This is a genomic window from Flavobacterium sp., assembly GCF_031409475.1.
GTDB lineage: Bacteria > Bacteroidota > Bacteroidia > Flavobacteriales > Flavobacteriaceae > Flavobacterium.
Map to the genome: position 1 here is coordinate 1 of NZ_JANNXH010000001.1, position 13,667 is coordinate 13,667.

Genomic DNA, 13,667 nt, shown 5'->3' on the forward strand with positions numbered 1-13,667 from the left:
GTTCTGTTCTGTTCTGTTCTGTTCTGTTCTGTTCTGTTCTGTTCTGTTCTGTTCTGTTCTGTTCTGTTCTGTTCTGTTCTGTTCTGTTCTGTTCTGTTCTGTTCTGTTCTGTTCTGTTTCATTTTTTTTAAGATTTTAAAATTAAGGAAAATCAACAACATTTTGAATTACAGTCAAATGTAAGAATTTATTTCTAATAATAAAACATTTTTATAATTATTTTCTTATAATTTTTTACTTTTGTTATATTATCCTTTTTTGGTTTTTTTGGCTCTTTTTTTGGCTTTTCGTTCGGAATCTCCAGAGTCAATATTGATACGTACTTCTTTGTATTTCGCATCATAGCGCCACGAAAAACCAACACCTCCATATAAAAGAGATGGAGTGTTTTTTAAACTAGTACTTAGGGAAGCATCTATTTGCATGTCCTTTGTAATCAAAAACGCTGCACCACCACGTACAATAGCATCGCTATAAAAATCACTTTTAAAACCTTGGTTTTCTACAAAACCAGACCATTTATTATTGAATCCTCGAGTTAATGTGAGGACGTAACCATAACTGGGATAGTCAGTTCCTACATAATCGCCTATGATATTAGTTACAAAAACCCATTTTCCTCCTGCAAATTGATTTTGAGTAATCAATATTAATTTTGGAGATATACTTGACTCTGGTGTAAAATGATACGGATTATTAGAAAAAGTAAGATTTGCACCTGCAAATATGGAAACCGCTGGAATTAATTGCCCCCATTTGAATTTATGATTGGCTTTCCAACTGTAAATATTTATCTTTTCTTCCCGATTTTTAAAGGGATCATAAATTAAATATTTGGCTCCAAAAACAGTTTGCTTCAATGCCGATTTTGTAATGCTACTGATACCGGTTATAAACTTTTCGGATTGGTATTGCAAGTCGACTATTAATTCTAGTTGTTCTTTGAATAATCCCCAACGCAAAGTTGCGTCTAAACCAAAACCATTGGCATCGTAATTTAAAATGCTATGATTTTCTTTGATACCATAAATTCCCGTTTCAACCTGTATTACTGATTTTCCTACTGCGTAAGCTGACATGGTTTCGCCAGGTCGATTCGAATTGATTTGATCCGTATGTTGGCTGTAGTGTAGCAATGGAATCATGAAAAATAGAAGGACGAGAAAAATTTTGAATTTGGACATACTACGAATTTTGAGTTAAAAAAGGATAACGCTTTTCAAATGTACTATATTTTATTATTTATTTAAGAATGATAATTTATTTTTCAACGATGAAATTGTTAATTTTGAAAAAAAATTTTTAATTATGGAAACCGCTTCTTTTTCAGGGTTTATTCAAACACTATTTTATTTTGTGGCATTTTATTATATTTTTAAATTTTTGGCAAAATTGTTTTTGCCTGTTCTAGTTAAAAAAGTAGTGCAAAAAGCAGGAGAAAATTTTCAAAAACAGCAACAATCAGCTCAAGATAATACTTGGAAAAAGACAGCAAGTAATGACGAAATTATCTATGACAATTCCAATGCAAAAAATCCAAAGGAGACCAAAAAAGTAGGGGATTACGTTGATTACGAAGAAATAGATTAAATTTACCCAAACCAAAACCCAACAATCCATTTGATGAAGCAATTTCAAAAATTATATCCGCACGCCTTAATCCTACTTGGATTTGTATTAATTTCCCTCATTTATTTTTATCCTGTATTGCAAGGGAAACAAATTTCCCAATCGGATATTGTGCAATATACAGGAATGGCAAAAGAGCAAAACGATTTTAGAAAAGCTGAAAACGTTGAACCTTTTTGGACAAATTCCGCGTTTGGTGGAATGCCAACCTATCAATTAGGAGCAAAATATCCCCATGATTATATTGGAATGATTGACGATGCTTTACGCTTTTTACCTCGTCCAGCAGATTATTTGTTTCTCTATTTTTTGGGTTTTTATGGTTTGTTATTGGTTCTAAAAATAGATCCATTGAAAGCCTTTTTTGGCGCATTGGCATTTGGATTTTCAACTTATCTGATTATTATTCTGGGTGTGGGTCATAATGCCAAAGCACACGCTATTGGTTACTTGCCACTTGTTGTTGCTGGTTTTATATTGGTTTTTCAAAAAAAATATGTTTTGGGCGGACTGCTTACTATGTTTGCAGTAGCTTTAGAAATCAATGCAAACCATTTTCAAATGACCTATTACTTGTTGCTTTTGCTATTGATACTCTCGGGTTATTTTGCCTACAAATTAATCAAAGAAAAAGAGTTTAAATCACTTTTATTAATCACTGGAACATTTATTGTTGCAGGAATTTTTGCTATTGGAGCCAATGCTACCAGTCTTTTGGCAACAGCGGAATATGCTGATTTTAGTATGCGTAGCAAAAGCGAATTAACGTTTAATGCTGATGGTTCAAAAAACGAAACCACATCGGCAATGAATTATGATTATATCACGGCATATAGTTATGGTATTGCCGAAAGTTTTAATCTTATTGCGCCAAGACTTTTTGGTGGTTCAGGTAATGAAAAATTAGGAACTGATAGTAAAACATATGAATATTTACTTGGCGAGAAAGTACCCGAAGCCCAAGCTGCGGAGTATGTATCAAGCGGAATGCCAACCTATTGGGGCGATCAACCTGGTGTTGCTGCTCCAGCTTATATAGGTGCAGTAGTTTTTTTTCTAGCTGTTTTGGCTTTTTTTACTGATAAGCGAAAAATTAAGTATGCTTTTTTAGGTGGAGCAATTGCTTCGTTGTTGCTTTCTTGGGGAAAAAACTTTCCGCTTTTGACTGATTTTTTCATTGATTTTGTGCCAATGTATGACAAGTTTAGAGCTGTTTCATCGATACAAGTGATTCTTGAATTGTGTATTCCTGTTCTAGCTATCATGGGGTTTCAGTCTTTTTTTAAATTAGAAAAAGAATTTAGATGGAAAGCCTTGTGGCAATCTGGAGCGATAAGTATGGGAGTTATTTTGGTTTTATTTTTATGCAAAGGCATGTTTAACTTTTCGGGAGTAAATGATAGTTATTATTTAGAGAGTTATGGACCACAATTTCTTGCTGCGCTCAAAGACGACAGAATGACTTTTTACAGTGCGGATTTGTTGCGTTCTGGATTCTTTATCCTAGTTTCGGCTGCTGTTTTGTGGCTATTTATAAAAAACAGATTGGCCCAAAATACCGCTATAATTTTAGTTGGATTATTGATGGTTGCTGATTTGTTTTTTGTTGATAAAAACTATGTTGATGGCAAAGATTTTGTCAGTAGAAGCGAAGTCGAAGTGCCTTTTGTGGAAACACCTACGGATGCACAAATTTTGAAAGACACCACAAATTATCGTGTTTTTGATATTGCTGGGCATTTATCAGGCAGAACACCTTATTTTCATAAATCTATTGGTGGTTATAGTGCGGTAAATCCTAGAAGAATGGAGCAATTATTCAATTATCAAATTGCTAAAAACAATATGGAAATCTTGAATATGTTAAACGTGAAATACATAATTCAAACGGATTCAACTGGTGCTGCGTTTCCTGTTCAAAATCCTAATATTAATGGAAATGCTTGGTTTGTGAAAGAATTAAAAGCAGTTAATTCAGCCGATGCAGAAATGAAAGCTTTGGATAAATTAGATACTAAAAATAATGCGGTTGTGAATACTACCGAATTTGAAATTAAAAATAAGGCTTTCGCCAAAGATAGCGTGGCAACAATAATTTTAGATTCCTACAAACCAAATCATTTAAAATACACTTCAAATAACTCAAATGACGGTCTAGCTGTTTTCTCTGAAATGTATTATAAAAACGGCTGGAAAGCTACCATCGATGGGAAAACGGTTGAAATTTTTAGAGCAAATTATGCATTGCGAGCATTACAAATTCCAGCAGGAAACCACAAAATAGAATTCAAGTTTGAACCACAAGTGGTAAAAACAGGAAGTACAATTGCGCTTTTTAGTTCAATAGGAATGTTGTTGTTATTGATTGGCGGGATTTATTTTGAGAACAAAAAAATAGAGTATAGAAAATAGCGTATAGACTTTGTGTACCTTTGAATATGAAAACAATTTTAAAATCTACAAATCTTGTCCAAAGGAAGAATGTTGACGATAAAACTAATGCTTTATTTATTGAGCGTTTAGAGCGATTATTTGAAATAATGGAAAAATCAAATGGATGGAAAAGCAAGTATGAATATTATCAACTAGCTAAAGATGTTAATGAAAATTCAATAATTGTTAGTGAAACTTGAAACAGAAATGAGATTCCTACGGAATGACAAATCGTTCGTGAAACCCGAAACCCTAAAATTGAAACCCGAAACAAAAAAACTCCTCATCATTACCTATTATTGGCCTCCATCTGGTGGACCAGGAGTGCAGCGTTGGTTAAAATTTGTGAAATATTTACCTGATTTTGGCATTCAGCCGATTGTTTATATTCCGGAGAATCCAACGTATCCTATTGTTGACGTGAATTTTGTAAACGAGGTTTCAGACAAGGCTATTATTTTAAAACACAAAATCTTTGAACCATATCAGTTGGCTTCGTTTCTTTCGAAAAACAAAACCCAAAAAATCAGTTCAGGAATTATTCCAAACCAGAAAAAGCAATCTTTACTTGATAAAACATTTCTCTGGATTCGAGGCAATTTGTTTATTCCAGATGCTCGAGTTTTTTGGGTTAAACCATCGGTTTCGTTTTTAGAAAAATACATTTTGGAAAATGAAATTGACACGATTGTAACTTCTGGACCACCACACAGTTTGCATCTCATTGGACTGGAATTAAAACAAAAATTAGACCTGAAATGGCTTGCTGATTTTCGTGATCCTTGGACAACCATTGGCTACCATAAATCGTTGCGATTGTCCAATTTTGCTGCTAAAAAACACAAAGATTTAGAATATCAAGTATTGAATACTGCCGATACAATTATTGTTACGAGTAAGACTACTAAAACCGAGTTTCAAGTAATTACAAACCAACCCATTGAAGTCATTACAAATGGTTACGATATGGAGAATGTTGGGAAACAAATTTTGGACACCAAATTCAGTTTGGCGCACATCGGTTCTTTTCTTTCCGAAAGAAATCCGCAATTGCTTTGGGAATGTTTGGTAGAATTACTAAATGAAGTTCCTGATTTTAAATCGGATTTAGAGATAAAATTAATTGGAGCGGTAAGTCAAGAAGTATTGGAAACGATTGTTGGTTTTGAATTGAATCCGTATTTGAATAATTTGGGTTATGTTTCGCATCAGGAAGCAATTGCGCATCAAAGAAAATCACAGGTTTTATTGCTTATCGAAATCAATTCAAATGATACCAAAAGTATTATTCCGGGAAAATTATTTGAATATATGGTTTCTGGCAGACCTATTATTGCAATTGGACCAAACGGCTCTGATTTTGCCGAAATAATTACCAATACCAACACAGGTGTTTTCTTTGATTATTCTGAAAAAAAGAAATTAAAAAGTGTACTTTTGGACTTTTATAATCAGTTTTTGGAAGGAAAACTAGAGTCGAATGGAGTTGGGCTGCAGCAATATTCAAGGAAAAGTTTGACGGGAAAATTAGTTGAATTGATCACTATATCATAAATTAAAAGTGAGATTGCCTCGTGCCTCGCAATGACAAAAAAGAATGGGAATCGTATTAAATCAGTCTTTAAAAAATACTATAATAACTTATATTGGTTTTGCGATTGGTGGCATCAATACAATATATTTTTACCCAGTTTTTTTAGGGGCAACTTATTATGCTTTGGCTAATTATATTCTCTCAAGCGCCAATGTAATTATGCCTTTGTTTGCTATTGGTATGCAAAATACTCTGGTCAAATTTTACTCTCAATATGAGACAAACGAAGAGCGATCTCGATTTTTATCCTTTACAGTATTGTTTCCTTTGGTTATTATAATTCCAATGTTTTTTATTGGTTTCTATTATTTTGATGAAATTGTATTTTTCTTATCTAAAAAAAATAGTATCGTAAAAGAATACATTTGGCTTATTCCGTTTATTGGTATATGCATGGCTTATTTCGAAATATTTTATGCTTGGTTGCGGGTTCACATGTATACTGTTTTTGGAAATTTTATAAAAGAAGTGGGTTTGCGATTGTTTTCATTTTTTTTAATAGTATCGGTTTATTACGATTGGATCACTGTAGAAGGATTTGTTTACGGAACCGCTTTTGTTTATTTATTAGCCCTACTAATTACCATGTTTTATGCTTTCAGGATACAAAAACCTGTTTTTCAATTTACTATACCTAACAACACTAAAGAAGTTTTGATTTACACGTTTTATATCATTTTGTCTGGTAGTGTTGCGAATTTACTTTTAGATGGAGATAAAATGATTTTGAATCAATACATGAAAATTGAATACATAGCATATTATTCTGTAGCTACCTATATTGCACTAGTAATATCGGTTCCAAGTAGAGCGATGCATCAAATTGTTTATCCTATTACTGCTAGATTGATGCACGAAAACAAGCATGATGAAATGAATGATTTGTACAAAAAAACATCCATTAATTTGCAAGTTGTAGGTGGTTTTGTAATGTTAGGAATCTTTGTAAATATTAATCAATTGTATGAATTGGTTCCTGATGAGTATAAAGGGGGAATTCCTGTGGTTTTTATGATTGGATTATCTAAGTATTTCGATTTAATTTTAGGAAATAATAACGCCATTATTTTCAATACTAAATACTATCGTGCGGTATTATTTTTAGGGGTATTTTTAGTAATTATGACTATTGGATTGAACATGATTTTTATTCCTATTTATGGTATAATGGGTTCTGCATTCGCTACTTTATTATCGATTACTTTGTATAGTGTGGCTAAATTACTTTTTGTAGTCAAGCGTTTGGATTTGTATCCTTTTACAAATCAAACGTTATATTCATTAGTGTTAACGTTTGTTTTGTTTCTTGCGTTTTATTTTTGGGAATTTCCTTTTCACCCCATAATCTCGATTATTTTAAAATCGATTTTAGTGACGAGTCTTTATGTTTATCTCAATTACAGATTTATAATTTCTACCGAAATAAATCATGTAATAGACAACTTACTTAAAAAAATAAAGTAAAAACTTACTTTTTATTGTAATAAGCGCAAATAAATACATAAATTATGTATTTAATCGATTATTTTAGTATTTTTATCGAGTGTATTTAATTAATGTAAAATTTTCACAAATAGATACGTTGATTAGTAACCTTTAATTAAACTGTAGCATGATTTTATAGTCTTACATTTAGACTTTATTAAAATGCAATTAATTAGCTAAAATATTTTCCCAATGATTATAGTAAACAACTATTCTGCTAATAAAGAAGATTTGCAAAAGTACACCAGTAGGCTTGCAAACAAGATACATCAAGGATTTGTAATTGTTGAAAAAAATGACAAATTACCTTTTGCTGTATTAACTAAAAAGGCAACAAAAGTGGATCACAATCTTAATTTTTTAATTTTTTGTGCCACATTTGGACTTTGGACTTTACCTTGGATTTATATTAGCCAAGTATCCTCTAAAGAAAAAAATATAGTTGTTGCTATTGATGAAGATGGTAATACTTTTGAAGATAAATGTTTTTAAAAAACACCTTAATATAAACTTGGGTATTTTGATGGATTTACTTCACTCATCATAGCATATACTTTCTCGAATATATCCTCAATAGATGGTTTAGAAAAATAATCACCATCTGTTCCATAAGCGGGTCTGTGTGCTTTTGCAGTTAAGGTTTGTGGTTTACTGTCTAAATAATTATAGCCGTCTTGATTTTCAATAACTTGTTGCATTATATAAGCCGATGCTCCACCAGGAACATCTTCATCGATTACTAAAAGTCGGTTTGTTTTTGTAATACTTTTTGCAATATCATGACTAATATCAAACGGTAGTAGCGATTGAATATCAATAACTTCGCAATCAATACCAATTTCAAAAAGCTCTTTTGCAGCTTGTTCTACTAATCTTAATGTGGAACCATAAGAAACTAATGTAATATCTGAACCACTTTTTATGGTTTCAACAACTCCAATAGGAGTTTTAAATTCACCATAATTTAAGGGCATTTTTTCTTTCAACCTATAGCCATTAAGACATTCTATAACAAGTGCTGGTTCATCACATTCTAATAGTGTATTATAAAAACCAGCAGCTTTTGTCATGTTTCTAGGTACTAAAACATGAATTCCTCTTAACGCATTTATAATCATTCCCATAGGTGAACCAGAATGCCAAATCCCTTCTAGTCTATGACCTCGTGTTCTTATTATAAGTGGTGCTTTTTGTTTTCCAACAGTGCGGTATTGCAATGTTGCTAAATCATCACTTAATATTTGAATGGCATATAAAAGGTAATCTAAATATTGAATTTCTGCAATTGGTCGTAATCCACGCAAAGCCATTCCTATTCCTTGACCTATAATACTGGCTTCCCGAATTCCTACATCAGAAACGCGAAGTTCTCCATATTTTTCTTGTAATCCTTCTAATCCTTGGTTTACATCTCCAATCGCTCCTGCATCTTCACCAAAAATTAATACTTCGGGATATTTTGTAAAAAGAGCATCAAAATTATCTCTTAATATCATTCGACCATCAGTATCTTCTCTGGCATCGTTAGCATATAAGGCGTTCACTTCTTTTACTGAAAATACATTTAAATTTGATTCAGAATATAAGTTGCTACTAAATTTAATTTGTGTTTTATTAGTATGTAAAGTTATCCAAGCAGACAATTCAGCTTTACCATTTTCATTTGATAAAAGGCGTAATGATTTTCTGGCAGTAACTAGAATTTCTTTAATTAATGGGGTTTTAATATCACTTAAATCAGCACTGTTTTTTAGTAGTAATTCTTTATTTTTACTTGAATTTGCTATTTTTTCTAATAATGAAATAAGTGATTTTTGTTCTTCAACTATGGGTTCCATAAAGGTGTTCCATGCTGCTTTTTTGGCCTCAAATACTTCTTTTTTTGCTTGTATATCTATTGCTTCAATTTCTTCAGGCGAAGCAATATTAATGGCAATCATCCACAATCTCATTTGGCGAATACAATCAAAATCTTTTTCCCAAGCTAAACGCGCGGAGTCTTTATATCTCTCGTGTGATCCGGAACTAGAATGTCCTTGTGGCTGTGTTAATTGGTTTACGTGTATTAATACTGGAATGTGATTTTCTCGAGCAATTGTTGCTGCTTTTTCATAAGTTGCAATTAAATCAACATAATCCCAGCCTTTTACTTTTAGAATTTCAAATCCATTCGTGTTTTCTTCACGCTGATAGCCTTTTAGTATTTCGGAGATACTTTCTTTTGTAGTTTGATGTTTTGCATGCACCGAAATGCCGTATTCATCATCCCAAACACTCATTACAATAGGAACTTGTAAAACGCCTGCTGCATTTATGGTTTCAAAAAATATACCTTCGGATGTACTTGCATTTCCTATTGTTCCCCATGCAATTTCATTTCCATTATCTGAGAAATTTGCCTTATTTGTAATTCCTGGGACTTGACGATATATTTTTGATGCTTGTGCAAGTCCTAATAAACGGGGCATTTGTGCTGCTGTTGGAGAAATATCGGCGCTTGAGTTTTTTTGTTTGGATAAATTTTTCCAAGAACCATCATCATTTAAACTGTGTGTTACAAAATGACCACCCATTTGCCTTCCTGCTGACATTGGATCTTGTTTTATGTCAGTATGACCATACAATCCAGCAAAAAATTGTTGAATTGTTAGTTTACCAATTGCCATCATAAAAGTTTGATCGCGATAATAACCCGAACGAAAATCTCCGTTTTTAAAAGCTTTTGCCATGGCGAGTTGTGGTACTTCCTTTCCGTCTCCAAAAATGCCAAATTTTGCTTTTCCAGTTAATACTTCTTTTCGTCCTAGAAGACTACATTCTCTGCTTGTTATGGCTATTTTATAGTCATTTAATACTTCGGTTTTGAAATCTTCAAATGTCAAAGTAGTAGTAGCTTTTTCTTTTATCATAATTAAAAAGGATCACATCAGGCAACAAATTTAATTAAAAACTAGTTATTTTCATAATTAATTACTAAAAATACAATTTAATTATCATTAATTAAAGTTTCATAAAAGTCTTTTTTTTTAAATTTTTTTTATTAAAATTTTAATTATACTGATTATAATGCAATTAAAATTGATATTTGTATTGGTTTAAAACCATTTTCTTGTAAAAAGATTGATTAATGTTTTAGGATTAAATGTAACTACAAATCGAATTTTTTCATTGTAATTATTTTGTGCAATCTCCCAACCATTATTAGAATATACAGGAAAATACAATTCGAAATAATCAGGAACAAGATTTAGCTTTATTCCACTGTCGTATACAAAGGCAGCATTTTGCGATTTTTTTTTCAAAACACCAATATCTCCATAAGCTTCTATCCAATTCCATATTGAATAACTTGCATTCAAAGTTGTAATCCATTGATTTGCGTAAGGCGTATTTAGTTTTGATTTAAAACCACCTTCGGCCATAATAAATTGTTGACTAAAGAAACCTGAACTCTCCGATCTACCATAAAAATTATAGTCAAATAAATAATCAGTTGGTCTGTCTAGTGCAAAACTAAAATAATCTGTCGCATAGGTTTTATTGTATAAAAAGCTTCCTACATACAAGCGTAAATTAATTTGACGATTGTTCTCAAAGAGTTTTCTGTATTCTATTTCAGAGGAAATTTTACCAAACTTTCCTGATAATTGTAAGTCAGAACTAAAGTTAAAATGATTCGTAACTTCGGTTTTTGTATTGTAATATTTAATATTAAAAACTGAATAGTTTTGATTTGTAACGTCCGTTACAAAGTCACTTTGTTCTCTATTTACGAGTACTTGACGCATAATTATAAGCTGTTTTCTATTGTCTCTAAAGTTAGCTTCTCTTATTCTCAATTGTGCCATCGGATTTATTTTTAAATACGATGCTTCTTGTGCATAATGAAAAAAGGAACCACTCAATGAATATCGAATAGTGAATAATTTGCTATTACGGTTATTTTGATTCACAGCAAAATTAGCAAATCCAGATACTGTTTTAGTTGTTGTAGAGTAAGCAGGATTTATTTCAAAGTTGAATGGTTTGTCCAGGATTGTTTTGTTATGAAGCCTAATTCCTGGTGAAATTCCATCGTATAAATTATAAGTAAGTGTTGGAACATATAAAATTTGATTGTAATAGGAATCTTCTAAATCCTTCAAGAAATTAAATTTTATAGGGCGATTTGTTGGCAAAAAGCCTTTAAATGATTTCCAATTGTTTCTCAGGTTGTATTCTGGAACCTCATTTTTATAATTCAAAACAATTTTATCAGCCTCTTTTCTTTGAAACACATAAACACTATCTGCATGGTTTGGGTACAACCATTTTTTGAAAACAATCTCCTCTTTTTTTAAACCATATACCGGAATTGGAACTGTAACATTGGTTTTGTTTTTTATCGAAAATTTGATGCTGTCTTTGGTTTTTGAAACCATAGAAAACTTATAATCTATAATCTCTCGTGAATTTATAATGGTGTTAAAAAACCAATCAATTTCTGTATTTGAATTCGATTTCAAAATAGATTCAAAATCATTTTTAGAGACTTGTTTTTCTTGGTTTTTTTTATAAAATTGTTGAATACTTGAAGTAACAATACTGTTCCCTAGATAATTATCTAAATATCTAAAACTTATACCCGCTCTATATTTACTAGCAATTTGCTCATTGAATTTTATCAAAGTATTTTTTGAATTTCCTAGTGGTTGATCTAGATTTTTTCGAGCCATAAGCATATAAAAATAACTGTATTGTTCATTAAAATCTAGAGAAACGAGATTGTATCCCTTAAACAATTTATAATTGGCAATATTTCCCATCATTTTTGCATCGGGATAAAACGCATCGATGTATTTCATCATATAATACACTTGAATAGCATCAAAAACCCAGTTGTCTTTTCGGGAATCAAGTTGAATTGAGTTTTTTAAGTAGTTATTTAAATATGTTTTTAAAAACTTCAATTCGTAAATGAAATCATCGGGAAACGGACTAATAAATCGCGGTAATTGGTTCAAACCGTAAAATGGATTATTGTCATAATCACTTTGTGAAATTGTGATTTTTTTTAATCTATTTCTACCTAAGTTATCAGAAACATAATTTACTATTTTTTCAATTATTATCGCCTTGTAAATTTCGTTTACCCGGCCGTCTTTAATATTACATAAAACTTCAATAGTATCGTTTTTATAAACAGAAAAAGTTAGTTTCTTCTCAATGTATAGGGGGATGTCATTTATCTTTTTATCGGAAAAAGCATAAATATTATCTTCCTTAGAAACCGCTATTAAATCACTTGTTATTTTGTATTCTTTCGGAATTATAATCTTTAAATCAGCATCAAAAGTTGCATTTGGAACATCATCTAAATTGAGGTTACTGTACTTTAAAAAGTTGTGATTTTCATATTTAGCAGGAGTAATTAACCAATTTTTTAAAGTAGAATCCGCATTTGAATTGTAGCCATAATTGGTGTATTTATCATCGGGAATTTTAAGCACATACGATAAAATAAAAGTAACTTTTTGATTTGGAAAAATTGTATTTTTAAGCTGAACTTCTACTAAATCTGGATTTTCAATAGGTCGACTCCAATTTAATATTGATTTATTCGAATCAATTATTGTTAGATTGTTAGTGCTGCCTTTTTCTTTTTCAGTGGCCAAATGAAAACTTCTAACAAACTCATCAGAAAAACGTTTTCCCAATGGGGTTTCACTATTCGAATAAGCATTATTCCAGTCGTTTAAAACTATCGTATTTAAAGTATCGTTAGTTTGATTATTGAAAGTTAATTCTTGGTAAACGTTTAATGTTTTCTTGTCATCATCTACTTCAACAGTCAAATTAGAATAATGTTGAGCATTAAGTTTTGCAAAACTAAAAAAAACAATTAGTAGGAGTAGTATTTTGGATTTCAAGACGATTTCTTTTTCAATTGCTAAGATAAATATTTAAGTAGAAAAAGTGCAATTAGTTTTGTAAAAAGTTAGCCACGAATTGCACGAATTTCCATGAATTAATTTAATGTTAAATTATAACTCATCTCAATTTAGTAGATTAATCTGTGGCAAATAATTTTTTTGAAACTTTTTAAAATCTTAGCCACCATAATAGCAAAGTGAACTGACAAAATAAATTAATTCGTGGAAATTCGTGTAATTCGTGGCGAAAAAAAGTATTTAGAAATTCGGACTCAAATTGTATTTTTTGTAGAAATTATCTAATGCCTCAACAACTTCATCTTCGGTATCCACGACCTTTATCAGATTTAAATCTTCGGAATTTGCGTTTTTCATTTCTTCAATCATTACGGTTTTAACCCAATCGAGTAATCCCGACCAGTATTTTGTACCGACCAAGATGATAGGAAATTTACCTATTTTTTTGGTTTGAATTAGCGTAACTGCTTCAAACAATTCGTCTAAAGTTCCGAATCCGCCTGGCATTACTACAAAACCTTGTGAGTATTTAACGAACATTACTTTGCGCACAAAAAAGTAATCAAAGTTCAGATTTTTGTCTTTATCAATAAACG

At 31.3% G+C, this 13,667-nt stretch carries 10 protein-coding genes; 6 read left to right on the plus strand and 4 right to left on the minus strand.

Annotation, left to right across the window (positions count from 1 at the left end; all coding sequences use genetic code 11):
- Positions 1-248: 248 nt before the first annotated feature.
- On the minus strand, positions 249-1,184 hold the full coding sequence (locus tag RMO53_RS00005) for a transporter (protein WP_310377246.1): 936 nt from the start codon (positions 1,182-1,184) through the stop codon (positions 249-251).
- A 124-nt stretch (positions 1,185-1,308) separates the two neighbouring features.
- Here RMO53_RS00005 and RMO53_RS00010 point away from each other — a divergent pair, with 124 nt between their 5' ends.
- The 6 genes from RMO53_RS00010 (at position 1,309) to RMO53_RS00035 (ending at position 7,633) form a co-directional block, all read left to right on the plus strand.
- Positions 1,309-1,590, plus strand: coding sequence for a DUF4834 family protein (locus tag RMO53_RS00010; protein ID WP_310377248.1), 282 nt, complete (start codon positions 1,309-1,311; stop codon positions 1,588-1,590).
- 33 nt (positions 1,591-1,623) lie between these two features.
- Positions 1,624-4,041 (plus strand): YfhO family protein, encoded by a 2,418-nt coding sequence (locus RMO53_RS00015; protein ID WP_310377250.1) that lies wholly within the window; start codon positions 1,624-1,626, stop codon positions 4,039-4,041.
- A gap of 26 nt (positions 4,042-4,067) precedes the next feature.
- Positions 4,068-4,262: a hypothetical protein gene (locus RMO53_RS00020; RefSeq protein ID WP_310377252.1), complete on the plus strand. Its 195-nt coding sequence runs from the start codon at positions 4,068-4,070 to the stop codon at positions 4,260-4,262.
- A gap of 7 nt (positions 4,263-4,269) precedes the next feature.
- Complete coding sequence (locus RMO53_RS00025; RefSeq protein WP_310377254.1) at positions 4,270-5,616, plus strand: glycosyltransferase family 4 protein; 1,347 nt, start codon at positions 4,270-4,272, stop codon at positions 5,614-5,616.
- Positions 5,617-5,659: 43 nt separating this feature from the next.
- Positions 5,660-7,120, plus strand: a complete 1,461-nt coding sequence (locus RMO53_RS00030) for a polysaccharide biosynthesis C-terminal domain-containing protein (protein ID WP_310377256.1) — start codon at positions 5,660-5,662, stop codon at positions 7,118-7,120.
- Positions 7,121-7,333: 213 nt separating this feature from the next.
- The gene (locus RMO53_RS00035) at positions 7,334-7,633 is read left to right on the plus strand and encodes a hypothetical protein (RefSeq protein ID WP_310377257.1); all 300 of its coding nucleotides are present in this window, start codon (positions 7,334-7,336) and stop codon (positions 7,631-7,633) included.
- 8 nt (positions 7,634-7,641) lie between these two features.
- Here RMO53_RS00035 and RMO53_RS00040 read toward each other — a convergent pair whose 3' ends face one another.
- The 3 genes from RMO53_RS00040 to RMO53_RS00050 form a co-directional block, all read right to left on the minus strand.
- A complete protein-coding gene (locus RMO53_RS00040; protein WP_310377260.1) occupies positions 7,642-10,050 on the minus strand; it encodes a thiamine pyrophosphate-dependent enzyme in 2,409 nt (802 codons plus the stop codon).
- 186 nt (positions 10,051-10,236) lie between these two features.
- Complete coding sequence (locus tag RMO53_RS00045) at positions 10,237-12,975, minus strand: aminopeptidase (RefSeq protein ID WP_409024819.1); 2,739 nt, start codon at positions 12,973-12,975, stop codon at positions 10,237-10,239.
- Positions 12,976-13,311: 336 nt separating this feature from the next.
- Positions 13,312-13,667, minus strand: a 356-nt coding sequence (locus RMO53_RS00050) for an LOG family protein (protein ID WP_310377263.1), incomplete at its 5' end; no start/stop codon positions are given.